The following is a 23959-nucleotide window of genomic DNA, read 5'->3' as shown; positions in this document are numbered from 1 at the left end:
CGATGGTGGGCGTGGCAAGGATTGAACTTGCGACCCCTGCGATGTCAACACAGTGCTCTACCACTGAGCTACACGCCCACGGTGGAGTGGGCCAATAGCGGGGGGTGGCAGGTAGCGCAAGCGGGAAATTGAGCGGTTCCGCTATTCTTCTGGACAGGGGCACGACAGGCCATATGGTGCGGTGCGAAAAGGGGACGCCAAACATCATGTTGCCATCGTCTGCGCCGTCTGATCAGCCCTTGGCGCCACCGCCATTCTATCGCCAGCTTTACGTTCAGGTGCTGATCGCCATCGCGCTGGGCGTCGGGATTGGTCACTTCTTTCCGGCAACGGGCGTAGCGCTTCAGCCGCTGGGAGAGGCCTTTATCAAGCTGGTCAAGATGATCATCGCGCCCGTCATCTTCCTCACCATCGTCACCGGGGTGGCGGGGATGAAGGAATTGGGCGCGATCGGCCGGGTGGCGGCCAAGGCCTTCGCCTATTTCCTGACCTTTTCGACGCTGGCGCTGATCATCGGCCTGATCGTCGCCAATGTGGTGCATCCGGGTGCGGGCCTCAATATCGATCCGACGACGTTGGACGCCGGGAAGGTCGTCCAATATCAGCAGCAGGCGCATGACCGGACGCTGACCGGCTTCCTGATGGACATCATCCCCGGTACGCTGGTTTCTGCCGTGGCCGATGGGCACAATATCCTTCAGGTACTGTTCGTCGCGATCCTGTTCGGCATCGCGCTCACCATGATCGGTGAGAAGGCCGATCCTCTGATGACCGTCCTCGAATCGGCCAGCCACGGGATCTTCAAGCTCGTGTCTCTCCTGATGAAGGCGGCGCCGCTGGGGGCTTTCGGCGCGATGGCCTTCACCATCGGCAAATATGGCGTCGGTGCGCTGGCAAATCTGGCGGGGCTGGTGGCGACCTTCTATCTGACCTCGCTATTGTTCGTGCTGGTGGTCCTGGGTCTGGTGGCGCGGCTTGTGGGATTCAACATCCTGCATCTGATCCGCTATCTTCGGGCGGAGCTGTTGCTGGTGCTTGGCACCTCCTCGTCCGAAGCGGCGTTGCCCAGCCTGATCGAGAAGATGGAGCGGGCAGGGTGCCGCAAATCGGTGGTCGGACTGGTGGTGCCGACCGGCTACAGCTTCAACCTCGACGGCACCAATATCTACATGACGCTGGCGGCGCTGTTCATCGCGCAGGCGACCAATGTGCACCTCAGCCTGGAGGAGCAGATATTGCTGTTGCTGGTCGCCATGCTCTCCAGCAAGGGTGCAGCGGGCGTGACGGGGGCGGGGTTCATCACCCTGGCGGCGACGCTTTCCATCGTGCCGTCGGTACCGGTCGCGGGCATGACGCTGATTCTGGGCGTCGATCGTTTCATGAGCGAGTGCCGCAGCCTTACCAACTTCATCGGCAACGCGGTCGCCACCGTCGTCGTGTCGGCATGGGAAAAGGGGCTGGACCGGGAGCGGTTTGCCGCAGCCATGGCGGGGCAGCCCCTGCCGCTTACGTCCGATATGGAAGAAGTCATCTCCGGCTGATGCCCCAGGGCATTTTCAGGTTTGACTGTTTTTGACTGTTCAAGGCCAGCGACCGGAAATTGAAAGCCTCAGCTTAACCCGGTCAGGCTTTCCGTGCCGAACATGCGCTCGACCTCCAACACCAGTTCGCGCAGGTGGAAGGGCTTGGACAGGACCTTCGCCTGCGGCACGGCCTTGCCCGCTTTCAATGTAACGGCGGCAAAGCCCGTGATGAACATGATTCGCATCTCGGGCGCGATGGCGGCTGCATGTTGCGCGAGTTCGATCCCGTCCATTTCCGGCATGACGATGTCCGTCAGCAACAGGTCGAACCGGTCGCTGTCGATGTGCGGCACCGCCTGCGCACCGGTAGCGACTGCAACGACTTCATAGCCGGAGCGCTCCAGAGCGCGGGTCAGATAGGCGCGCATGCTGTCATCATCTTCCGCCAGCAGAATTCGAATCATTGCCCCGTACGTCTCGTCCCAGGCCTGTGAAGGCCGCCCCTGATCGCCCCCTTCGCGGATGGCGTGAAGCGACTATATATGCGACAAGGAGTAAATATTATCCAGCCGAGTAACCATTTTTGGGCGGCCGCCCGTGAAAGGACCTTGCTTGGGACATAGCCCGCCGCCGGTTCCGACCGAAACCACGCCCGCCTATCATCTCTACGAACCCGACGTTCCCGCCGGGCCGGTGGTGGTTTCCGTGCCGCATGCGGGCCGGGACTATGACGAGGCGCTGCTGGCGCAAGCGCGGGTGCGGCGCGATGTCCTGCAAAGGCTGGAGGATCGCTGGGTCGACAGGCTCGCCTATCCGCTGGTGGAGCGGGGCGTTCCGGTGCTGGTGGCGCAGGTGCCGCGGGCGATGATCGATCTCAACCGGCATGAGCGGGAGATTGACGCCGGCATGGTCAGCGGCATCCCGCGCGATGTCCCCTTGCAGAGCAGCGCCAAGCTGCGCGGTGGGCTGGGCCTGATCCCGCGTCGCCTGCCGGGTGCGCATGAACTCTGGCACCGCTCGCTGGGCTGGGGGGAGGTCGTGCGCCGGATCGAACTGTTCCACCGGCCCTATCATGCGACCCTTGCGCGGCTGATGCGGGCGGCGCGCGATGCCTATGGTCATGCGATCCTGATTGACCTGCATTCGATGCCGCCGCTTCCCCCGCCGACTGCGGGTCAGGCTGCCCCCAGGCTGGTGCTCGGCGATCGATTCGGCCGCAGCGCTTCGGCCCGGTTGATGACGCTGGCGGAGGATGTGGCGGCCGCGCATGGCATCGCCGTCGCGCAAAATCATCCTTATGCCGGTGACCACATGCTGGAGCGTCATGGCAGGCCGATGCACGGGCTTTATGCGATCCAGCTGGAATGCGACCGCAGCCTTTATCTGGATGCCGCCCTGGATCAGCCGGGGCCGGGCCTTGCCCGCCTGCAGCAGGTGGTGGCGGCCATTGCGAACGCATTGGCGCATGAGCTGCCGCGTTCGGACTACGCCATGGCGGCGGAGTGAATCGGCGGGAATCCAGCCGGCCAACACCGAAGAAAAAGGGCAGCGCCAAAGGCGCCGCCCCAAATTCCTCCGGTCGAGACCGGACAGCAGCCCCGCTTGCGCGGGGCTCGACCGAACTTACTTGAGTTCGACGGTCGCGCCGGCTTCTTCCAGCTGCTTCTTGATCTTCTCGGCTTCGTCCTTGCTGGCGCCTTCCTTGACGGCCTTCGGCGCGCCTTCGACGAGCGCCTTGGCTTCGGTCAGGCCCAGGCCGGTGATGGCGCGGACTTCCTTGATGACGTTGATCTTCTTGCCACCGTCGCCGGTGAGGATCACGTCGAACTCGGTCTGCTCTTCAGCAGCGGCAGCAGCCGGGGCGCCAGCGGCGGGGCCAGCGACGGCGACGGCAGCGGCGGCCGAAACGCCCCACTTTTCTTCCAGGGCCTTCGAGAGTTCAGCGGCTTCAAGGACGGTCAGGGCCGAGAGCTGGTCGACCAGTGCGTTGATGTCTGCCATGTTACTATATTCCCTTCTGGGCGGGGCGTATGCCCCTTAAATTGAGTTGAAAACGTTCCGTTCGGAAAGGCGCGCCCCTTAGGCCGCGTTCTTTTCCGCATAGGCGTTGAAGACCCGTGCGAGCTGGGCTGCCGGTGCCTGGGTGACGGTTGCGAGCTTGGTCGCGGGTGCAACGAGCAGCCCAACGATCTTCGCACGCAGTTCATCCAGCGACGGCATCGAGGCGAGCGCCTTGACGCCCTCCGCGTTCAGCATCACATCGCCCATCGCGCCGCCAACGATCTCAAGCTTGTCGTTGGTCTTGGCGAATTCGACCGCAACCTTGGCGGCTGCGACCGGATCGGCCGAGGAGGCGAGGCCGACCGGGCCGGTCAGCAGGTCGCTGATGCCGGTATAGTCGGTGCCTTCAAGGGCGATCTTGGCGAGGCGGTTCTTCGTAACCTTGTAGGTGCCACCGGCTTCGCGCATCTTCTGGCGCAATTGGGTCGACTGGGCGACCGTCATGCCGAGGTTGCGGGTCACGACGACCACGCCGACCTCTGCCAGATGTGCGTTCAGCACGGAAACGACCTCAGCTTTCTGATTACGATCCATGCCATTACTCCACTTCATGTCCATCGGACGACCCGATGAACGGCAAAACCCGCGACGAATCGCGGGGCATTGGTCCGAAGGGGAGAGATCGACTGGCCCGTATCCCTCAAGGAAACAGGCAGACCCGGACAGGGCAAAGCCCGGCCGGTAAAGAACTTTTCCCCGTCTAGGCTGGAAATTAAGAAGGGCAGATTCCCTTCACCAACTGTCTCGGACGGAAGACCCCCGGCATTGCTGCAGGGAGTCTGCTGGGCGCGCCCCTACAGAATAGGAGGTGTCCTGTCACGCAAAATCTGGCGCTGGCCGTGCAAAGTGGCGGAAAAGCGTCGTTCTGTCATCGAAGTTCACACCATATGCGCGCGCGTGTGCGGGCGCGCGTAGGCGTGTCGGGAAGCGGATCGACTGTTCAAAGACGGGGCGGCGATAGCCGGGGTCGAGGGATGTAGGACAGGATAAAGGGGGGACGGGCCGGTGATAGGATATTTTTTCGCGCGCCGTGGCATGGGGATCACAGTGGGCATCGTGGAATAGCTGGCGGAACAAAAAAGGCTAATCTCCTTCCTCCAAAATGATAAGTTGACGAGGTGGGAAAAGGGGGGCGCATGACAGATGGGCTATTCGAGTTTGTAGCGGGGCAATCGCCCCGGTCGGTCCGCATCATCTTTCGAGGCTTCTGGGATGAGGCGGCCCTGCAAGGCTATCTTGCCGCCCTGCAGCAACGTGCTGCTGCGGCGTCAGCGGGCGCCCCGCGGATCGACAGGGTCTTGCTGGATATTAAGGCATGCACTGTCCAGTCCCAGCGGGTCATTGACGGTTTCGCGCGCATCATCGGGAATTATGCGGGCCAGATAAGGGAATATGGCGTGCTTCTGCCCGAATCCGCCTTGCTGAGGATCCAGATGAAAAGGCTGACGCCGGTATCGACCCGGTTTTTCGAGGAGGAACGGGAAGCGCTGACATGGCTGGATTCATGAGGAATGGCACAGTAGCGGGGCCGGATGAAAAAGCCGCCAGGGAGAAACCGGCCCTTTTCTTCCGTTTTCGCCCGGTATGACATCGCCTGGATCAGGAATGCCCATCGATCACAAACCCCGCCAGTAACTCGGCAAGCGATTCAGTCTTGTCTTCACCCCCGCTGATTGCGCCATTCAGCGCATCTTCCACCTTGGCCGCGACGAAACGCGACGGCCCGGCATAGGCCAGCGACCAACCCAGAAACCGCCGGTGATCAAATGGCCCATATGTCAGCGTCGTAATGCTGCTGTGCCGGCTGTCCTGGCATATGCTTTGCTTCAGGGCGGCGATGGATGCCGGAGGCCCTTCGATATATTGCGTGAATTTCTGGCCGGTAAAAAGGAGCGCGCCGGTTACGTCGAGGGTCCGGTTGCGCAGCACTGAAACCTCAACGATGTCGCGCACGCCATCTTCAAGCCTGCCCGCAGCCAACTGACAGGTACTGACATAGAGCCATCGGTCGAACATTTCGACATTATGACGACTGTAAAATTGGAGTAAAGGCGAAACGCACGATGGGACTGATCAGTGCGCTTCGCCTTTCCCTTTGCCCTTCCTTCGGGGGAAGGCAGGGCCATCGAAGAACGCCCTTTTATCAAAGAGAAGTGAATGATCGACCTACGCCCGCGTCGTAAAAATACGACACCGTCCACATATGGATCCTTATTTATGACGGGATAGTATCCGCTTCGCATTCACGGAGCAAGATTATGTTTTTACAGAACAAATCTGAAATAAAGTCCGACGGATCCATCATCGAAAAACGTCGGCATCCGCGCAAAACCGTTTTCAAGTCCGCGTTTATCTATCCCGTGCTACAGCACGCGGGCCTGACCGTGACCAACGTTTCGGCTCATGGTTTGAGTGGGGAGACCGCCCTTACCCTGAGCCTGCGTGAACAGGTGCATGTCGGCTTTAATGACAGGGACTTCATCACCGCCGAGGTTCGCTGGACAAATGGCTTCAGGGTGGGCCTGCTGGCGGAGGACCCTCTTCTTTGGACCACCGGCAATGACGTCCTGCTCGAGCACCTGGCTGACAGCCATCGCCCCCGAGAGGGTCGCGTTCCTGTAAATATCGCCGCGACGCTGGTCACTTCGGCACCTGTGATGGTCGGGACGATCAGGAATATTTCGGCGGAAGGCATGCTGATTGAAGTGGGCAATGTCAGGGAAGGAACGAGGCTGCTCATCAAAAGCCGGGGAAACGGCACGCGGATGGGGCGGGTGCAGTGGATAAGCGGTGGAATGGCCGGCGTTTTCTTTGAACAGGGTGTTTAAAAAATTTTAACCATATGTGGAACCGATCGGGGGACGGCGCGTTTCGTCGCCGGGGAATTTCATGTAGGTCGCAATGAGGACAAAAGGTCCCATCTACGTGGTAATGCGGGAGGCACTGATCCGTCGCGATCTGGTGGCTATTTTGCGCGCGCATCGTTACGCTCCGACTCCTTTCGCCAGCGGATCCGACTTTCTTGACGCCGCCCGCTTCATCAGCCCGGGCACTGCGGTTCTGGATATGGATCTGCCCGACATGACGGGTCTGACGGTCCTGCAGGAATTGCTCTTCAAGCGACGGGACATCCCTGTCGTCATGACATCCGCGAGGGCCGACATTCGCGCGGCCGTGCAAACGATCAAGAGAGGGGCGGACGATTTTCTGGAACAACCCGTCAACGAAGCGGATCTGTTGGCGACAATCGAAAACAGTCAGTCATTGCTGAAAAATAGAATCATTGTTCAAAAAGAAAAAATGGAGTCAGAATCCATATTGGGAAAATTAAGTTCTCGCGAAATGGATGTCCTTAAAGAACTGGCATTATATGGCGACAACTCTCGCGCCGCATCCAATTTGAATTTATCGGTCAGATCGGTGGAAACTTATCGGTGTCGTATCATGCGGAAATGCGGCGCTGCCAAATTTTTTGATGTGGTGACAATGTACCAGAGAGTTTTTGCGTGAATGATCTGCGCCCTGCGAGAATGGCAATCGATCCTCCGCAGCCCCTATCGGGCGGCACAAGCCGGTAGTTTAAAACCCGCTCCTCTCTGTCCTTACACCCGATCCGCCTGCACCACCGTGTCCAGCCCGCGCAGCGCCGACAGGATGCGGTTGAGATGCTGGGCGTCGGCCACTTCCAGATCGATGATATCGGTGTGGAAGGGCCCTTCGCGGTTCACCAGTTGCAGGTTGAGGATGTTCGCCTTGGTCGCGCCGAAGACGTTGGTGACGGCGGCCAGCGCGCCCGGCTGGTTCTTCACGATCACCTGGAGCCGGGCCGTGCCGCCCTTGGACTTGCTGTCCCAGCTCAGGTCCACCCAGTCGTCATCCTGTCCGGCTTCGAGCGAGCGGCAGTCGATGGTGTGCACCTCGATCGGCTCGCCTGTGCGGCGGACGCCGACGATGCGGTCGCCGGGGACGGGGTGGCAGCAATCGCCCAGATTATAGGCGATGCCCGGCGTCAGGCCGCGGATCGAGACGGGGGCGTGCTGGCGCGGATGGGCTTCCTCCACGCCTTCGGCGCTGGTGGAGCCGGGGATCAGCGCCTCCATCACCTCCGAATCGAGCAGGCGGTGGGTGGCGATGGCGACCATCAGCGAGGCGCGGTCGTCCAGCTTCAGTCGCTTCAAGGCGGCCTTCAGCGCCTTGTCCCCCAGTTCGCTCGCCAGTTCGGGGGAGAAGCGGCCGATGATCTCCTCATACAGCTTCTCGCCAAGCGCCACTTCCTCGCCGCGCTGCTTCTGCCGGATATAGCGGCGGATGGCGGCGCGGGCCTTGCCGGTGATGGCGAAGGTCAGCCAGCCGGGCTGCGGCTCCTGCCCCTCGGACTTCAGGATTTCGACCTGATCGCCATTTTCCAGCGTGGTGCGCAGCGGCACGACGCGGCCGTTGACCTTCGCGCCGACGGTCTGGTTGCCGAGCGAGGTGTGCACCGCATAGGCGAAATCGACCGGCGTCGACCCCTTGGGCAACTGGTGCAGTTCGCCCTTGGGGGAGAAGGCGAAGATGCGGTCCTGATACATCGCCATGCGGGTATGTTCGAGCAGCTCGTCCGCATCCTGGCTCTGTTCCAGGATTTCGACCAGGTCGCGCAGCCAGGCGGCATGATGGTCGGTCGCGTCGCCCTTCTGCTTGTAGGCCCAGTGCGCGGCGAGGCCGAGTTCGGCGTCATTGTGCATGTCGCGGCTGCGGATCTGCACCTCGATCCGGGCATTTTCCTGATGGATGACGGTGGTGTGCAGCGAACGGTAGCCGTTGCGCTTGGGCGTGGAGATGTAATCCTTGAAGCGGCCCGGCACCATCTTGTAGGTCTGGTGGATGACGCCGAGCGCGCGGTAGCAATCCTCCGTCGTTTCCGTGATGACGCGGAAGGCCATGACGTCGGTCAGCTGTTCAAAGCTGATGTGGCGTTCCTGCATCTTCTTCCAGATGGAATAGGGGTGCTTTTCGCGGCCCGAGACAGTGACCGGCAGCCCCTTGCCGCCCAGCAGCAGTTGCAGCTCCGCGCCGATCCGGTCGACCTTGTCATGGCCGCCTTCCTTGAGCTGCTCCAGCCGTTTGGTGATGCTGTCATAGGCTTCCGGTTCCAGTTCCCGGAACGCAAGGAGCTGCATTTCCCGCATGAAGTCGTACATGCCGATCCGCTCCGCGAGCGGGGCGTAGATATCCATCGTCTCGCGCGCGATGCGGCGGCGCTTCTGCTCGTTCTTGATGAAGTGCAGCGTGCGCATATTGTGCAGCCGGTCGGCCAGCTTCACCAGCAGGACGCGGATGTCGTCCGACATGGCCAGCAGGAATTTGCGCAGATTCTCCGCCGCCCGTTCATTTTCGGACATGGCCTCGATCTTGCTGAGCTTGGTGACGCCGTCGACCATTTTGGCGACGTCCTTGCCGAAGGCCTGCTCTATCTCCTCATAGGTGACGAGCGTATCCTCTATCGTATCGTGCAGCAGCGCCGTCACGATGGTCTGGTCGTCCAGGTTGAAGTCGGTCAAAATGCCCGCGACCTCAATGGGATGGCTGAAATAGGGGTCGCCGCTGGCGCGCTTCTGGCTGCCATGTTTCTGGACCGAAAACACATAGGCGCGGTTGATCATCGCTTCGTCCGCATCCGGATCGTAGCGTTTTACCCGTTCAACAAGTTCGTACTGGCGTAGCATCCTGTTGCGATTGTCCGCGATGCCCCTTGCTGTGCAACAAAAAAATCCCATTTTGGTCGAATAGCGATGCGCTTTTGCAACGCGGGTGGCTTTGAGCTATCAAATGAAGACGATGACACATAATCTTGCGCAGGATCTGGAGCAATGCGCGCTGCCCAGCGCGTTGGAGGCGATGGGAGAACGCTGGTCGTTCCTCATCTTGCGGGGTGCTCTGTCGGGAATCCGGCATTTCGAGGAGTTTCAGTCGACCCTCGGCATCGCTCGCAACATCCTCGCGAATCGGCTCACGCGGCTGGTGGAAAACGGCATATTGGTGCGCCAGCCCATGCAGTGCGACCGGCGCAAGGTGGAATATCGCCTGACCGAAAAGGGCGAGGAACTGGCGCCTGTCATGGTGGCGCTGCGTCAATGGGGTGAGAGATGGGGCTGTGCGCCGTCCTCCTGCCAGGTGCTGGCCGACCGTCGCGACGGGCAGCCGATCCGGCGCATCGCCATCCAGGCGCATGACGGCCGGGCGCTGGAACTGGCGGACCTGATATGGCTGAACCCGGACGAGGTGAAGCCGTTGGTGCGGGACATGGTCCAGGAAACGGCGGCGGCTTGATCGCTGCCGCTTTCGCGCGCGATTCGCGCGAAATCCCTTCAGTATGCCGGTTGTTCTGATGGCCCCTGATGCTTTAGGCTGGCGATAATGTCCGTGCATCGTTTCCAGCCCCAGCCCTTCTTCGCGGACAAGAACCGCGCCTTCTGGAACCTCCAGTCCGTGGGATGGGCGGGCGCCTTCCTGCTGCGCGGTTCCTCCACCATCGCCAATGGGCAGCCGCTCTCCAGCCTGATCCCGGTGATGATCTCGACCGTGTCGGGCTATTCGGTGACGCTGCTGATCGCGGTGGTGTTCCGCTTTCTTCAACGGCAACGGCCGATCGTCACCTGGGGCGCTTCGATCGTCACGGTGGTGGTCGCGGCCGGGCTGGTCGCGTTCATCGACGCCTGGGTGTTCTCCACCCAGAACCGGGGCAGCGATACGGCGGGGCTGCAATTGTTCCTGGGCGCCTTCTACCTCAGCATGACATTGCTGGGGGCGTGGTCGGCACTGTATTATGCGATCAACTTCTACCTGACGGTGGAGGAGCAGGCGGACCAGTTGCTGCGCCTGGAGAATCAGGCGTCGAGCGCGCAGCTCGCCATGCTGCGCTATCAGCTCAATCCGCATTTCCTGTTCAACACGCTCAACAGCATCTCGACGCTGGTGCTGCTGAAGCAGACCGACCGGGCCAATGCCATGCTGTCGCGCCTGTCCTCCTTTTTGCGCTATACTCTGATTAACGAGCCGACCGCGCAGGTGACGATCGAGCAGGAGATCGAGACGCTGAAGCTGTACCTGGAGATCGAGAAGATGCGGTTCGAGGACCGCTTGCGGCCGGTGTTCAACATCGATCCGGCGGTGGCACAGTCGCGCCTGCCCTCGCTCCTGCTCCAGCCGCTGGTCGAAAATGCCATCAAATATGCCGTGACGCCCAAGGAAGAAGGGGCGGAGATTTCCGTCACGGCGCAGCCTGCCGGTGAAAACGTCCGGATCATCGTATCCGATACGGGTCCGGGATTGAATGAGGGGTTCACCCGCCCGAACAATCCGGTCAGCGAAGGAACGGGCGTCGGACTGGCGAACATCCGCGACAGGCTGATTCAGGCTTTCGGGGAACGACAGAGCTTCGAAACGCGTTCCACGCCTGGCGGCTTTTCGGTCCTGATCGAAATGCCGCTTAACCTGGATGAACCATCGAGAGTGGCCGCATGACCATCAGAACAATCCTCGTCGACGACGAAAGCCTGGCTATACAAGGCCTCAAGCTGCGTCTGGAAGCGCATGAGGATGTCGAAATCGTAGAAACCTGTTCCAACGGCCGGGAAGCGATCCGCGCCATAAAGACGCATAAACCCGACCTTGTGTTCCTCGATATCCAGATGCCCGGTTTCGACGGATTTTCCGTCGTGCAGGGGCTGATGGAGGTGGAGCCGCCGCTTTTCATCTTCTGCACCGCCTATAGCGACCACGCTATCCGCGCCTTTGAGGCGCAGGCGGTCGACTATCTGATGAAGCCGGTCGAGGAAGGACGGCTGGCCGATGCGCTCGATCGGGTGCGGCAGCGGCTTTCGGAAAAGCGCCAGGTGCAGGAAGTGGAAAAGCTGCGCGAAGTGCTGGCCGAGGTCGCGCCGGAGGCGATGAACGATTTTTCCGGCGATGGCGATGCGCCGGCCGCCAATCGCTTCGAGAAGCTGATCAACATCAAGGATCGCGGGCAGATTTTCCGCGTGGATGTCGATTCCATCGAGCGGATCGACGCGGCGGGCGACTATATGTGCATCTATACCGCCGACAATTCGCTGATCCTGCGCGAGACGATGAAGGATCTGGAAAAGCGGCTCGACCCGCGCAATTTCCAGCGCGTGCATCGCTCGACCATCGTCAATCTGAGCCAGGTCCGCCAGGTGAAGCCACATACCAACGGCGAATGCTTCCTGGTGCTGGAATCAGGCGCTCAGGTGAAGGTCAGCCGGTCCTATCGCGACGTGGTGGCGCGGTTCGTGCATTGATCGAAACGCTCGCGATCAGGATGCAAACGTGCTCCTGCGAAGGCAGGAGCCCAGTTCAGACATTGTGATGATGAGGTGAGGGCGGGACTGGGTTCCTGCCTTCGCAGGAACACGTTACGGTGTTGGGCATGGGCAAGCCCGGTTACGTCTACATCATGGCAAGTGGCCGTAATGCTACGCTTTATCTGGGCGTCACCAGCGATCTCGTGAGACGTGCATGGCAACATCGGAATGGCTTTGGCAGCGAGTTCAGCGCCGAGCATCGCTGCCGTTTCCTTGTCTGGTACGAAGCGCATGACGATCTTCAGGAGGCTCGCCTTCGCGAGCTTCGCATGAAGAAATGGAAGCGCGACTGGAAGTTGCATTTGATCGAGGCGACCAACCCTGATTGGCGGGATCTGTTCGACGACATCGCCCGATAAAGTGACGCGCTCCTGGTGGCGCTTCAAGCTGATCTAACGAAACACCCACTGCCTGTTCAATCCGAACATCACGGCGGGGGTGACGAACAGCATGGCCGGGATGGGTGACCATTCCGGCCAGTGCATATGGGTGACGCAGGCCCATACCCACAATGCGTTGAGGGCGTAGCTGACCAGCGAGACCGCGAAGAAGCGGATGCCGCGGGCTGCCTGGTTGTCGCGGTTGCCATGGCCGCGAAAGGTGAAGCTGCTGTGCGTGACATAGCCGATCGTCACCGCCGCCATATAGCCGACGCCGTTCGCGATCTGGGGATGCAGGCCGACGGGCGCGGCCAGGGTCCAGTAGATCGCGGCCTGGCAGGCGGTGACGAACAGGCCGGTTATGCCGTAACGGACGACCTGCCAGAACAAGGCCTGCTTTTGCGGAGTGAAGATTGGGAGGATTTTCATGTGCCCCGTTGCGCTTTGATGCGAAGCCTCTAATGGCTTTCCGGTTCGGATTGAACCTGAAAGCCATTAGCATCTTTGTTTTCCGGGATTTCCGAGCCGCCAGATGTTCCATCTGGCTCGCAATCCCTCTAAGCGAGCCACCATGAAACTGCAAAGCTGGCCTGTCCTGCGCGCTCATGTCGCCTCCCTCGCGGCGAAATTTTCCGACTATGCGGAACGCAACTGGAAATGGCTGACCGTGCTGCTGTGGATCGGCGCCATGGCCTATATGATCGCCACCCGCTGGCCGCAGATCCACTGGCTGACGCTCAGCGATACGGACGACAATATCCGCTATCTGCAGGTGAAGGACTGGCTGGCCGGGCAGGCGTGGTACGACCTGCGGCAATATCGGCTCGATCCGCCCGCCGGGTTCAACATCCACTGGTCGCGGCTGGTGGACCTGCCGCTTGCGGGGCTGATGCTGTTCTTCCGCGCCTTCCTGGACCAGGGGCTGGCCGACCGGCTGGCCTGCGGCATCGCGCCGATGCTGCCGCTCCTGCCCCTGATGCTGGGCCTTGGCTTCATCGCGCGGCGGCTGGCGGGTGGGAACAGCTGGTTCCTGGCGGCGCTGGCGCCCTTCGCCGCGCAGATGGGCATCAGCATGTTCCTGCCGATGCGGATCGACCATCATGGCTGGCAACTGGCGTTCACCGTGCTGATGCTGGCGGGCGTCGTCGACCGCAACTGGCTGCGCGGCGGCATTGTCGCGGGCGTGAGCAGCGCGCTTTCCATCACCATCGGCATGGAGATGATCGTCTATCTGGCGGCAGGGGGCGCGCTGATCGCGCTGCGCTGGGTATTCAAGGATGGCGCGGCGCGGCGGATGCTGCCCTATGCCATCAGCCTGGGCGGAGCGACATCGGTGCTGTTCGTGCTGTTCGCGAGCTATGCCAACCGGGAAATGGTGTGCGACGCGATCTCGCCCATCTGGGTGGCGATCTTCGCGATGGCGTCGGCCGGGATGGTGCTGCTGGCGCTGCTTCCGCTCAAAAGCTGGCCCGCGCGGCTGGGCGCGGGTGTGCTGGTGGGTGCGGCGGTGGCGGCCTTCGCCTGGATCAACTGGCCGCAATGCCTGTCGGGCGCCTATCAGATCTCCCCTGAACTGGAGAGGCTGTGGCTGGCCAATATCCGCGAGGCCAAGCCGATCACGGTGCAGGCGCGCAGTCTGGTCGTGCCGTTGATGGCCATTCCGGCGGCTGGCCTGATCGGCCTGTTCTGGGCATTGTGGGATGCGCGCAGGGACGCGGACCGGCTCTGGGCCTGGGCGACGGTGGGGCTGATGATGCTCTTTTCCACCGCGCTGCTCTTCTGGCAGCTTCGCGCCGGACCGGCGGCGCAATTGCTGGCCATACCCCCCGCCGCCTGGGCCGCCTATCGGCTGCTCTGCCTGATCGCGACGGGAAGGCCCGCTGCGCGTCTGGCGGCGGCGCTGGGGGTAGCCGTGCTGGCCGGGGCAGCCTTTGCAACGCCGCTTTATCCGCAGATGAACCAGCTTTGGGTCAGGGCCAGGGGCGAACAGCCCAAGCCGCAGAAGCCGACGGCCCAGCAGCGCCGCAAAGCCATCGACAAGGCCAATGGCCGGTGCCGCACCCTGCCGGCGCTGCAGGTGCTCGACCAGTTGCCGCCCGCCACCATCTTCACCATGGTCGACCTGGGGCCGCGCCTGATCGTCGCCACGCACCACAGCGCCGTGGCGGGCCCCTATCATCGCAACGGCGCGACGATCCTGGACATGCACCATGCCTATGACGGCCCCGCCGACGCGTTCCGGCCGATCGCGGCGAAGCACCATGCCACCTATCTGCTGGTCTGCCCTGGCTTCCCCGAAGGCACCATCTATCAGGCGCGCAGCCCGCAGGGCTTTTATGCGGGGCTGATGCGGGGCGAGGTGCCGGGCTGGCTAAAGCCGGTGCCGTTGAAGACGGGGATGACGCTGCCCTACACGCTCTATCGCATCGATTATTCAGCGCCGGGCGAGAAAAAAATCCCTGAGCAGCGTTGATGCCTCTGCCGTGGCAAGGTCGCCATAGACTTCCGGCCGGTGGAGGCATTGCGGCTGGGCAAAGAGGCGCGGCCCCTGTTCGATCGCGCCGCCCTTCGGGTCCGCCACGGCATAATAGAGGCGGGCGATGCGGGCGTGGGATATCGCACCGGCGCACATCGGACAGGGTTCCAGCGTCACCCAGAGGTCGCAGCCGCTAAGGCGGAAATCGCCCAGATGGGCCGCCGCCGCGCGGATCGCCACCATTTCGGCATGGGCGGTGGGATCATTGTCGCGCCGGTTGCGATTTTCCCCCTCGGCAATGATGCGGCCGTCGAGGGTGACGACCGCGCCGATGGGCACTTCGCCCGCTTCGGCCGCGGCATGGGCGAGGTCGAGAGCGCGCCGCATCGGATCAGGCAGGGGAAAGGGCGAAGACATGGGCCTCGCCCTTACAGGATGAAGGGCCTTTGGGGGAGAGGGTCCGTGCGGCTGCCGAGATGCGCGCTTCCGCCCGTTTCCTGACGGCTCTCAGGGCTTCTGCACGTCCACGGTCGGCAATTCGACCGTCTCCTTGCGCTTGCCGACCTCCACCTTGGCCACGCTGGCCTCATATTTGGGGAGGGAGCCGCCCTTTACGGCGATTTCCGGCAGGCGCCCCTCCTGCGTTTTCTGCAGGTCGATGAAGCCGGTGGCGATGCCGCCAGCCAGGACCAGCAGCACGATCAGCAACAGGCCACCAATGAATCGCATTTCCGCCTCCTTTGGCTTATGGCGCATCAACGCTCATGAGTCGGAAAGGGTTGCGGCCCGGAAAGGCGCTGGGCGGGTTGACGAGCGTCGGGAATCCCGTTATCCGCGCCGCTTTCCGAACGAACCCGAATTACAAGGTTGATTGACTATGTCGCGCATTTGCGAGCTGACCGGCAAGGGCCGCCAGGTGGGTCACAATGTTTCCCACGCCAATAACAAGACCAAGCGTGTGTTCCTGCCCAACCTGCAGAACGTGTCGCTGATCTCCGAAGCGCTGGAAACGACCGTGAAGCTGCGCGTGTCGACCCATGGCCTGCGTTCGGTCGAGCATAATGGCGGCCTGGACAACTGGCTGCTGAAGACCAGCGACGACAAGCTGTCGCTGAAGGCGCGCCGCCTGAAGCGCGACATCGTGAAGAAGAAGGCCGCGGTCGCCGCCTGATTCGGTTCGATTCGTTCGCTTGAAAGAGCGGCCCGGCGACGGGCCGCTTTTTTGCGTCGGGTGGGGCCGGGTTTCTCAAGGGCCGCCGGTCTGCCCTATTCCGGCCAGTCCAGCGCGAATTTCAGCAGCAGGGTGCGCTGGAAGAATTCGTGATTGTCGTCGGATGCGATCCAGACGACCCTGCGGCCATCCTCCCGCGTTATCGCCAGTCCCTCGAAATTGTCGGCCAGCAGGGGCGGCGCGAGCCGGCCGAGTTCGCGCGCCTTCAGGCGGTCGCCGGGACGCGGCTTTGCCGGCAGTTCGATGACGGCCAGGGTTGCCGTGAACAATTCCTGCAGGGTCAGTCGCCGGTTGAGGACCAGCACATGTCGGTCGTCCAGCGCGACGGCATCTGTCGGGCGATAACCGCGCGGCGGCACATAGCGCAGGTGCATGGGGGCGGCCGTCGAGGCTTCGGCGGGGTCGCCCGCGAACAGCAGCGTGTCATGGCTGCCATCGGGGGTCATCCCCATTTCCGCGAGGACGAGGAAGCGCCCGTCGGGCAGGCGCGCCAGCGATTCGATCGACCCCGTTTCCGGCCAGGCCTCTATGTCCGGCCAGGTCCGGCAAGCCTCGACCCGGGCAAAGCCGGGGGAGTAGCGGCAGATCATCTGTTGCAGCTCGAAACCCACCCAGTAGCGCTGGGTCGTCGGGTCGAGGGCCATCGCTTCCGAATCCCATGCCCACCAGGGGCGATCCCGGTCCTGCGGCCGGATGGGAAGAGGGGCGATGAAGGGATGCCGTTGCGCCTTGCCGGGGCCGACATGAAAGCCCATCAGCGTGCCGGAATCGCTGAGCGCCAGGATCTGGCCATCGGGTTCGGCCAGCAGGGAGGAGATGCCCCCAAAGCCGTGATGGGCGCTGCTGAGTTGCCATCCTTCCAGATAGTGCAGCGGTCCCAGGGTGCGCTGGGCAGGATCGGCCGCATTCAGGGGCAGGGCGCGGGCGCTTACCATCAGCGGGCCGGGGCCGAAAGGTTCAGGCTTGTTCTTGTGCGGCGCGGGCAGCAGCAGGATCGCGAGGAGCAGGACGATCAGGATTCGGCGCATCGCCCCCTGCCATAGGGGATAATCGGCAGCCGTGCAGGGTTTTTCGCGGCGCTGGCGTCGACCCCTGAAAAGCGCGATAAGGCCTGTTGCGGTCGCTCCAATACTGAATGGTGGCTGACATCGCCATTCAGGCTTGGCTCAATGCGAATCGGGCAAAAGGGCTGCAATCATTGGCGAGTCCTCCGTGGGAAGGGCCTGCCGGGATTTATGGCTAATGAGGAGCAACGCCATGAAGACGAAGTTTCTGATCAACATGGGGGCGGCGCTGGCGATGGGCGTTGCCTCGCTCGCCGCCACCGCGACGCCGGCCATGGCCCGCGACGGTTGGGGGCGCCATTATGAGCGCGGCGACTATTATCGCGGCGACCGGGGTTATCGGGGCTATCGCGACGGCTATTATCGTGGCGACGGCTATTATCGCGATGGCTATTATCGGGGCTATCGCGGCGGTTATCGCTGCAGGGACAATGGCACGGGCGGCACCATCATCGGCGCGATCGCCGGTGGCCTGCTGGGCAATGAAGTCGGCAAGGGCAGCGGCCGCTATGGCCGTCGCGGCGACGGCACCACGGGCGCCATCATCGGCGCGGGCGTGGGTGCGCTGGCCGGTCGGGCGATCGACCGGGATTGCTGATCCGCCGATAGACGGAAAAGGACGAGGGCTGCTCCGTTGGGGCGGCCCTTTTTCTTGGCGGCCATCCGTTCCGGCAAAGAAAAAGGCCGCGCCGTTGCCGGCGCGGCCCATTCCAGACGATTCCCTGACGGGAATTACATCGCGTTGCCGGCGGCGTTGCTGGCGGTGTTGGCAGCGTTCGAAGCGGCGTTCGAAGCGTTGTCGGCAGCGTTCATCGCGGCATTCATGGCGTTGTCGGCAGCGTTCGAAGCGTTCTCCGCGGCATTGGCCGAGGCGTTGGCGGCATTTTCCGCACCGCCCGAGCAGGCAGCCAGGCCGAGCGACGCGGCGAGAACGAGCGAAAGAGCAATCGACTTGGTCATGGGTTAACCCCTCTCTGAGAATAAAAACGGTGCAGACCACTCTCGGAGAAAAGTTCACCCCCCATTGCGTCTGCGCCGCGATTCGTAATGAATCCCGTGACTCATGGCAATCCCAATCGTGCGTTAAGCCCGTGATTGGGGGGTGCGGGGCGATGAATGGCGCAGTTTCGAACGGCCATTGACGCATATAAAGATTTCTTTATACGATCCGTCCATGAGCGCAGCACTCGACATTTTCCGGGCCTTGGGCGACCCGACGCGGCTGCGCATCATCTATCTGTTGCGCGCCATGGAACTGGCGGTGGGCGAAATTGCGCAGGTCGTGGGGCAAAGCCAGCCCCGCGTGTCCCGCCATGTCCGCATATTGGCCGAAGCCGGTCTGGTGGAGCGGCGCAAGGAAGGCAACTGGGTTTTTCTGCGTCTGGGCAAGGGCGACGAGATCGGGCCGTTCCTGACGCTTTTCGATCAGCTTGCCCCTTCCGAGCGCGAGGATTTGTGGCAGAAGGCCGACTTGGCCCGGCTGGCGGCGGTGCGGGCGGATCGCGCCCGCGCGGCGGAAAGCTATTTTGCCGAACATGCCGAGGAATGGGATGCGATCCGTTCCCTGCATGTGCCGGAGGGCGACGTGGAGGCGGCGATGACCGCGCTGCTGGGGGCGGAACCGATCGGTCATCTGCTCGACATCGGCACGGGGACGGGGCGGATGATCGAATTGTTCGGTCCCTTGGCCGAGCAGGTCACGGCGCTGGACCGCAGCCCGGACATGCTGCGGCTGGCGCGGGCCAAGCTGCCCGAGGATGCGGGCGACAAATATGCGCTGGTGCTGGGCGATTTCGGCGCCCTGCCGCTGGAACCGGGCAGCGCCGATACGGTGGTCCTGCACCAGGTGCTGCACTATGCGCAGGCGCCCGAGGCGGTGATCGAGGAGGCGGCGCGGGTGACGGCGGCAGGTGGCCGCGTCCTGATAGCCGACTTCGCGGCGCATGAACGGGAAGAACTCAGGCTGCGCGACCAGCATGCGCGGCTGGGCTTTTCCGACGAGCAGATCGAAAGCTGGTTCGGGCAAGCGGGACTGGATCTGGAGCGGGCGGAGGTGCTGCCCGGCCAGGAGTTGACGGTGCAATTATGGCTGGGCCGCCGCCGTGGCGCGCGCATCCTGCCTATCGAAGGACGATTTTCCGCATGACCTTGAGCTTATCTTCCGTCGATGAGGCCCGGCAATCCTGGCAGGCGCCGCTTTATGCCGATCTGGCGGGCGACATCAATGTGAGCTTCGAATTCTTCCCGCCCAAGACCGAGAAGATGGAGGAGCAGCTATGGTCTGCGATCCAGACGCTGACGCCGCTGGCGCCCAAATTCGTGTCGGTGACCTATGGCGCGGGCGGATCGACGCGGGAACGCACGCACAGCACGGTGGCGCGGATCGCGAAGGAGACGCCCTTGTCGGCGGCGGCGCACCTGACCTGCGTGGCGGCGAGCCGGGCCGAGATCGATGAGGTGGCGGACGCCTATTGGGAGGCGGGCGTGCGGCATATCGTCGCGCTGCGCGGCGATCCGCCCGAAGCAGGAGCGAAGTTTCAGCCCCATGCCGAGGGTTATAGCGGCGCGGCCGAACTGGTCGAGGGTCTGGTGAAGCGCCACCCGTTCGAGATTTCGGTGGCGGCCTATCCCGAAACCCATCCCGACGCGCTGTCGGCGCAGGGCGACATCGACAACCTCAAGCGCAAGCTGGACGCCGGCGCGACGCGGGCGATCACGCAATTCTTCTTCGAGCCCGACACCTTCTTCCGCTTCCGCGACACGGTGGCGGCGGCGGGGATCGATGCGGAGATCATCCCCGGCATCATGCCGGTCAGCAATTTCGCGGCGGTCCAGCGCATGTCCGCCATGTGCAACACCGATGTGCCGGGCTGGATGGGCAAGCTGTTCGAGGGGCTGGACGACCTGCCTGCCGCGCGCCAACTGGTTTCCGCGACGCTGGCGGCGGAATTGTGCCGCAAGCTCTATGCCGGCGGGGTGCGCGACTTTCATTTCTATACGCTCAACCGGGCGGAACTGAGCTATGCGATCTGTCATCTGCTCGGGCTTCGGCCGGCTGCATTGGAGAAGACGGCATGACCGCCGAGGAACGCTTCCGCGCCGTTGCGGCGGAAAAGATCATGATTTTCGACGGCGGCTATGGCACGTCGATCCAGAAGCATGGGCTGACCGAGGCGGATTATCGCGGGTCGCTGGACCTCGCGAAGGACCAGAAGGGCAATAACGACCTTCTGTGCCTGACGCGGCCGGACATCGTGGAGGGCATTCACACCGCCTATCTCGATGCCGGGGCGGACATGATCGAGACGAACACGTTCAGTTCCACCAAGATCGCCATGGCCGACTATGGATGCGAGCATCTGGTGCGGGAGATCAACATCGCTGCCGCCCGGATTGCCCGCAAGGCGTGCGAGGCGGCGACGGCGAAGGATGGGCGGCCACGCTTTGTCGCGGGGTCGATCGGGCCGACGAACAAGACGCTGTCGATATCGCCGGACGTCAATGATCCGGCCTATCGCGAGGTCGATTATGACACGCTGAAGGCCGATTATCGCGAGCAGTGCGACGCGCTGATCGAGGGCGGGGTGGACTTCCTGCTGGTCGAGACCTGTTTCGACACGCTGAACGCCAAGGCGGCGGGCATGGCCGCGCGGGAGGCCGAGGCGGCGGCGGGGCGGCCCGTGCCGCTGATGCTGAGCTTCACCATCACCGATATGTCGGGGCGCAACCTGTCGGGGCATACGATCAACGCCTTCTGGTATTCGCTGCGGCATCTGAAGCCGCTGACCATCGGGGTGAACTGCGCCTTCGGGGCGGATCTGCTGCGGCCTTATCTGAGCGAACTGGCGAAGAATGCCGATACGCTGATCCTGGCCTATCCCAATGCGGGGCTGCCCAATGAGCTGGGGCAATATGATGAGTTGCCGGAAACCACCGCGAGCCTGATCCGCCAGTGGGTGGATGAGGGGCTGGTCAATATGGTCGGCGGCTGCTGCGGCACCACGCCCGCGCATATCGGCGCGGTGGCGAAGGCGCTGGTGGGGCACAAGCCTCGGCAAGTGCCGGAACTGCCGGTGGTGACGCGCTTGGCCGGGCTGGAGCCCATGCATATCGCGGCGTAAGATATAACCGTCATCCCAGCGACCCGAAGGGCGACCGAAGGTCAACGCTGGGATCTCGTGCCTCTTGGGGCGCGCTCTAGATTGGGAGACCCCAGCCTTTGCCGGGGTAACGAATGTAAAAATGACCCAGCAATCGACCGCCACTTTCGTCAATATCGGTGAGCGCACCAACGTCACGGGCTCCGCCAAGTTCAAGAAGCTGATCATGGCGGGCGACTATGCCGCAGCCATCGACATCGCCCGCGAGCAGGTGGAGAACGGCGCGCAGATCGTCGACGTCAACATGGACGAGGGCCTGCTCGACGCCGTGGAGGCGATGACGACCTTCCTCAAGCTCATGACGTCGGAGCCGGATATCAGCCGCGTGCCGGTGATGATCGACAGCTCCAAATGGGAGGTGATCGAGGCGGGCCTGAAATGCGTTTCGGGCAAGCCGGTCGTGAACTCGATCAGCATGAAGGAGGGCGAGGAGGCCTTCCTGCATCATGCGCGGCTGTGCATGGCCTATGGCGCGGCGGTGGTCGTCATGGCCTTCGACGAGACGGGGCAGGCCGACACGCAGGCCCGCAAGGTCGAGATTTGCGAGCGCGCCTACAAGCTGCTGATGACCATCGGCTTCCCGCCGGAGGACATCATCTTCGATCCCAATATCTTCGCGGTGGCGACGGGTATCGAGGAACATAATAATTACGGCGTCGATTTCATCGAGGCGTGCCGGGAGATCAAGAAGCGCTGCCCGCATGTCCATATTTCGGGCGGGTTGTCGAACTTCTCCTTCTCCTTCCGCGGCAATGAGCCGGTGCGGCGGGCGATGCACTCGGTCTTCCTCTATCACGCCATTCCGGCTGGCCTCGACATGGCGATCGTCAATGCGGGGCAGCTCGACGTCTATGACGCCATCGACCCGGCGCTGCGCAAGGCGTGCGAGGATGTGCTGCTGAACAGCGATCCGGAGGCGGGCGATCGCCTCGTCGCCTTGGCCGAGAGCTTCAAGGGCAAGGATGCGGCGTCCGAAAAGGCCGCGCAGGAATGGCGCGGCTGGCCGGTCGCCAAGCGGCTGGAACATGCGCTGGTCAAGGGCATCGACATGTATGTGGTGGAGGATACGGAGGAAGCCCGCCTCGCCGCCGAAAAGCCCATTCAGGTCATCGAAGGCCCGTTGATGGACGGCATGAATGTCGTGGGCGACCTGTTCGGCGCGGGCAAGATGTTCCTGCCGCAGGTGGTGAAGTCCGCCCGCGTCATGAAGAAGGCGGTGGCGCACCTGTTGCCCTTCATCGAAGCGGCGAAGGAACCCGGCGCCAAGGGCAAGGGCAAGATCATCATGGCGACGGTCAAGGGCGACGTCCATGATATCGGCAAGAACATCGTCGGCGTCGTGCTCCAGTGCAATGGATTCGAGGTGGTCGACATGGGCGTGATGGTGCCCTGGCAGGACATCATCAAGGCCGCCAACGATCATGATGCCGACATGATCGGACTTTCGGGCCTCATCACCCCTTCGCTGGACGAGATGGTGACGGTGGCGGCGGAGATGCAGCGCGCGCAGATGACGATGCCGCTGCTGATCGGCGGCGCGACCACGTCGAAGGTGCATACGGCGCTGCGCATCGATCCGGCCTTTGAGGGGCCGGTGGTGCATGTGCTGGACGCGAGCCGGGCGGTCGGCGTGGCGACGGCGCTGGTGTCGGAGACGCAGAAGAACGACTTCGTCCAGAAGACCAAGGATGATTATGAGCATGTCCGCGTCGCCCGCGCCAACAAGGGGCAGAGCGCGCTGGTCAGCATCGAGGATGCCCGCGCCAACGGCTTCGAGATCGACGAGAGCCTGAAGCCCGGCAAGCCGCGCCTGCCCGGCGTCCATCGCTTCCCGGACTGGGACCTGAAGGACCTGCGCAACTATATCGACTGGACGCCCTTCTTCCGCGCCTGGGAACTGGCGGGCAATTATCCGGCGATCCTGGAGGATGAGGTCGTCGGCGAAAGCGCGACCAGCCTGTTCAAGGACGCGCAGGCGATGCTGGACCGCATCATCGACGAAAAATGGCTGACCGCGCGGGGCGTCGCGGGGCTATGGCCCTGCCGTCGCGAGGGCGATGACATCATTGTCCATGTCGAGGATGAAAAGCATGTGACCCTACCGATGCTGCGCCAGCAGATTGCCAAGCGGGAAGGCCGCGCCAATATGTGCCTGGCTGACTTCATCAGCCATGACGGTGACTGGATGGGCGGTTTCGCCGTGTCGATCCACGGCATCGAGCCGCATCTGGCGCGGTTCAAGAACGCCATCGACGATTATTCGGACATATTGCTCAAGGCGCTGGCGGATCGCTTGGCGGAGGCCTTTGCGGAGCGGCTGCACCATTATGTGCGCACCGCGCTCTGGGGCTATGCCGAGGGCGAGCAGCTGACCAACGAAGCGCTCATCAAGGAGCATTATCGCGGCATCCGACCGGCGCCGGGCTATCCGGCCTGTCCGGAGCATAGCCTGAAGCCGCTGCTGTTCGACATGCTGGACGCGCATCATGCGACCGGGATTTCGCTGACGGAGAGCTTCGCGATGTTGCCGACGGCGGCGGTCAGCGGCTTCTATTTCGGGCATCCGCAGGCCGAATATTTCGGCGTGGCGCGGGTCGGGCGGGACCAGCTGGAGGATTATGCCCAGCGGCGCGGCGTGGATCTGGAAACGGCGGAGCGCTGGCTGCGGCCGAATCTGGATTAAAGTGAAGCCGTTTTC

General features: G+C 62.7%; 26 protein-coding genes and 1 tRNA gene. 16 read left to right on the top strand and 11 right to left on the bottom strand.

The window, feature by feature from the left end:
* Window positions 1–3: 3 nt before the first annotated feature.
* Window positions 4–78 (bottom strand) — tRNA-Val (locus ACN9MX_RS07970).
* A 128-nt stretch (window positions 79–206) separates the two neighbouring features.
* Between ACN9MX_RS07970 and ACN9MX_RS07965 the strand changes: the two genes are divergently transcribed.
* Window positions 207–1541, top strand: a complete 1335-nt coding sequence (locus ACN9MX_RS07965) for a dicarboxylate/amino acid:cation symporter (protein ID WP_363738999.1) — start codon at window positions 207–209, stop codon at window positions 1539–1541.
* Between the two features lie 68 nt (window positions 1542–1609).
* Here the strand turns inward: ACN9MX_RS07965 and cpdR are convergent, their stop codons facing one another.
* A complete protein-coding gene (gene cpdR, locus ACN9MX_RS07960; protein WP_426386597.1) occupies window positions 1610–1987 on the bottom strand; it encodes a cell cycle two-component system response regulator CpdR in 378 nt (125 codons plus the stop codon).
* Between the two features lie 148 nt (window positions 1988–2135).
* Between cpdR and ACN9MX_RS07955 the strand changes: the two genes are divergently transcribed.
* Window positions 2136–3029, top strand: a complete 894-nt coding sequence (locus tag ACN9MX_RS07955) for an N-formylglutamate amidohydrolase (protein WP_426386596.1) — start codon at window positions 2136–2138, stop codon at window positions 3027–3029.
* Between the two features lie 117 nt (window positions 3030–3146).
* Here the strand turns inward: ACN9MX_RS07955 and rplL are convergent, their stop codons facing one another.
* Both rplL and rplJ read right to left on the bottom strand, forming a co-directional pair.
* Complete coding sequence (gene rplL / locus ACN9MX_RS07950) at window positions 3147–3524, bottom strand: 50S ribosomal protein L7/L12 (protein ID WP_176591836.1); 378 nt, start codon at window positions 3522–3524, stop codon at window positions 3147–3149.
* 78 nt (window positions 3525–3602) lie between these two features.
* The gene (gene rplJ, locus ACN9MX_RS07945) at window positions 3603–4118 is read right to left on the bottom strand and encodes a 50S ribosomal protein L10 (RefSeq protein WP_426386595.1); all 516 of its coding nucleotides are present in this window, start codon (window positions 4116–4118) and stop codon (window positions 3603–3605) included.
* A gap of 602 nt (window positions 4119–4720) precedes the next feature.
* On the opposite strand from rplJ, the gene ACN9MX_RS07940 reads away from it, so the two are divergent.
* Complete coding sequence (locus ACN9MX_RS07940) at window positions 4721–5092, top strand: hypothetical protein (protein ID WP_363739005.1); 372 nt, start codon at window positions 4721–4723, stop codon at window positions 5090–5092.
* A 91-nt stretch (window positions 5093–5183) separates the two neighbouring features.
* Here ACN9MX_RS07940 and ACN9MX_RS07935 read toward each other — a convergent pair whose 3' ends face one another.
* Window positions 5184–5600: a BLUF domain-containing protein gene (locus tag ACN9MX_RS07935; protein ID WP_426386594.1), complete on the bottom strand. Its 417-nt coding sequence runs from the start codon at window positions 5598–5600 to the stop codon at window positions 5184–5186.
* Window positions 5601–5842: 242 nt separating this feature from the next.
* Between ACN9MX_RS07935 and ACN9MX_RS07930 the strand changes: the two genes are divergently transcribed.
* On the top strand, window positions 5843–6412 hold the full coding sequence (locus ACN9MX_RS07930) for a PilZ domain-containing protein (protein WP_363739009.1): 570 nt from the start codon (window positions 5843–5845) through the stop codon (window positions 6410–6412).
* Window positions 6413–6515: 103 nt separating this feature from the next.
* The gene (locus ACN9MX_RS07925; RefSeq protein ID WP_426386593.1) at window positions 6516–7094 is read left to right on the top strand and encodes a response regulator transcription factor; all 579 of its coding nucleotides are present in this window, start codon (window positions 6516–6518) and stop codon (window positions 7092–7094) included.
* Between the two features lie 92 nt (window positions 7095–7186).
* Here ACN9MX_RS07925 and ACN9MX_RS07920 read toward each other — a convergent pair whose 3' ends face one another.
* Window positions 7187–9292: a RelA/SpoT family protein gene (locus ACN9MX_RS07920; RefSeq protein WP_133653595.1), complete on the bottom strand. Its 2106-nt coding sequence runs from the start codon at window positions 9290–9292 to the stop codon at window positions 7187–7189.
* A 112-nt stretch (window positions 9293–9404) separates the two neighbouring features.
* On the opposite strand from ACN9MX_RS07920, the gene ACN9MX_RS07915 reads away from it, so the two are divergent.
* The 4 genes from ACN9MX_RS07915 to ACN9MX_RS07900 all read left to right on the top strand — a co-directional run bounded on the left by ACN9MX_RS07915 (window position 9405) and on the right by ACN9MX_RS07900 (window position 12309).
* The gene (locus ACN9MX_RS07915) at window positions 9405–9896 is read left to right on the top strand and encodes a winged helix-turn-helix transcriptional regulator (protein WP_133653763.1); all 492 of its coding nucleotides are present in this window, start codon (window positions 9405–9407) and stop codon (window positions 9894–9896) included.
* 87 nt (window positions 9897–9983) lie between these two features.
* Complete coding sequence (locus ACN9MX_RS07910) at window positions 9984–11090, top strand: sensor histidine kinase (protein ID WP_007687467.1); 1107 nt, start codon at window positions 9984–9986, stop codon at window positions 11088–11090.
* Complete coding sequence (locus tag ACN9MX_RS07905; protein ID WP_363739013.1) at window positions 11087–11887, top strand: LytR/AlgR family response regulator transcription factor; 801 nt, start codon at window positions 11087–11089, stop codon at window positions 11885–11887. The genes ACN9MX_RS07910 and ACN9MX_RS07905 overlap by 4 nt, the downstream gene beginning before the upstream one ends.
* A 128-nt stretch (window positions 11888–12015) precedes the next feature.
* Window positions 12016–12309 carry a GIY-YIG nuclease family protein gene (locus ACN9MX_RS07900; protein ID WP_426387496.1) on the top strand — a complete coding sequence of 98 codons (294 nt, stop codon included), beginning with the start codon at window positions 12016–12018 and terminating at the stop codon, window positions 12307–12309.
* Between the two features lie 33 nt (window positions 12310–12342).
* Here the strand turns inward: ACN9MX_RS07900 and ACN9MX_RS07895 are convergent, their stop codons facing one another.
* Entirely contained in the window at window positions 12343–12759 is a 417-nt protein-coding gene (locus tag ACN9MX_RS07895; RefSeq protein ID WP_426386592.1) for a GtrA family protein, read from the bottom strand.
* A 142-nt stretch (window positions 12760–12901) separates the two neighbouring features.
* Between ACN9MX_RS07895 and ACN9MX_RS07890 the strand changes: the two genes are divergently transcribed.
* Window positions 12902–14803, top strand: a complete 1902-nt coding sequence (locus ACN9MX_RS07890) for a hypothetical protein (RefSeq protein ID WP_426386591.1) — start codon at window positions 12902–12904, stop codon at window positions 14801–14803.
* Here the strand turns inward: ACN9MX_RS07890 and ACN9MX_RS07885 are convergent.
* Both ACN9MX_RS07885 and ACN9MX_RS07880 read right to left on the bottom strand, forming a co-directional pair.
* A complete protein-coding gene (locus ACN9MX_RS07885; protein WP_426386590.1) occupies window positions 14765–15223 on the bottom strand; it encodes a nucleoside deaminase in 459 nt (152 codons plus the stop codon). The genes ACN9MX_RS07890 and ACN9MX_RS07885 overlap by 39 nt on opposite strands.
* Before the next feature lie 90 nt (window positions 15224–15313).
* The gene (locus ACN9MX_RS07880) at window positions 15314–15535 is read right to left on the bottom strand and encodes a hypothetical protein (RefSeq protein WP_363739021.1); all 222 of its coding nucleotides are present in this window, start codon (window positions 15533–15535) and stop codon (window positions 15314–15316) included.
* Window positions 15536–15683: 148 nt separating this feature from the next.
* Here ACN9MX_RS07880 and rpmB point away from each other — a divergent pair, with 148 nt between their 5' ends.
* A complete protein-coding gene (gene rpmB / locus ACN9MX_RS07875; RefSeq protein WP_133653601.1) occupies window positions 15684–15977 on the top strand; it encodes a 50S ribosomal protein L28 in 294 nt (97 codons plus the stop codon).
* Between the two features lie 95 nt (window positions 15978–16072).
* Here the strand turns inward: rpmB and ACN9MX_RS07870 are convergent, their stop codons facing one another.
* Window positions 16073–17065 (bottom strand): esterase-like activity of phytase family protein, encoded by a 993-nt coding sequence (locus tag ACN9MX_RS07870; protein WP_426386589.1) that lies wholly within the window; start codon window positions 17063–17065, stop codon window positions 16073–16075.
* A gap of 229 nt (window positions 17066–17294) precedes the next feature.
* Between ACN9MX_RS07870 and ACN9MX_RS07865 the strand changes: the two genes are divergently transcribed.
* A complete protein-coding gene (locus tag ACN9MX_RS07865; RefSeq protein ID WP_426386588.1) occupies window positions 17295–17699 on the top strand; it encodes a glycine zipper 2TM domain-containing protein in 405 nt (134 codons plus the stop codon).
* Between the two features lie 134 nt (window positions 17700–17833).
* Here the strand turns inward: ACN9MX_RS07865 and ACN9MX_RS07860 are convergent, their stop codons facing one another.
* Window positions 17834–18061 (bottom strand): circumsporozoite protein, encoded by a 228-nt coding sequence (locus ACN9MX_RS07860; RefSeq protein ID WP_133653604.1) that lies wholly within the window; start codon window positions 18059–18061, stop codon window positions 17834–17836.
* Window positions 18062–18275: 214 nt separating this feature from the next.
* On the opposite strand from ACN9MX_RS07860, the gene ACN9MX_RS07855 reads away from it, so the two are divergent.
* The 4 genes from ACN9MX_RS07855 (at window position 18276) to metH (ending at window position 23944) form a co-directional block, all read left to right on the top strand.
* Window positions 18276–19247 carry an ArsR/SmtB family transcription factor gene (locus ACN9MX_RS07855; protein ID WP_363756581.1) on the top strand — a complete coding sequence of 324 codons (972 nt, stop codon included), beginning with the start codon at window positions 18276–18278 and terminating at the stop codon, window positions 19245–19247.
* Window positions 19244–20179: a methylenetetrahydrofolate reductase gene (gene metF, locus ACN9MX_RS07850; protein WP_363739027.1), complete on the top strand. Its 936-nt coding sequence runs from the start codon at window positions 19244–19246 to the stop codon at window positions 20177–20179. The genes ACN9MX_RS07855 and metF overlap by 4 nt, the downstream gene beginning before the upstream one ends.
* Window positions 20176–21222, top strand: a complete 1047-nt coding sequence (locus ACN9MX_RS07845) for a homocysteine S-methyltransferase family protein (protein ID WP_426386587.1) — start codon at window positions 20176–20178, stop codon at window positions 21220–21222. Before metF ends, ACN9MX_RS07845 begins: the two co-directional genes overlap by 4 nt.
* Window positions 21223–21286: 64 nt before the next feature.
* Window positions 21287–23944, top strand: coding sequence for a methionine synthase (metH, locus tag ACN9MX_RS07840; protein WP_363739030.1), 2658 nt, complete (start codon window positions 21287–21289; stop codon window positions 23942–23944).
* The last annotated feature ends 15 nt before the right edge of the window (window positions 23945–23959 follow it).

The organism is Sphingobium sp. R-21 (genome assembly GCF_049913335.1).
In the GTDB taxonomy this organism is placed as follows: Bacteria; Pseudomonadota; Alphaproteobacteria; order Sphingomonadales; family Sphingomonadaceae; genus Sphingobium.
The sequence above is the reverse complement of the archived record's forward strand: the minus strand, read 5'-3'. Positions and strand labels throughout refer to the sequence as shown.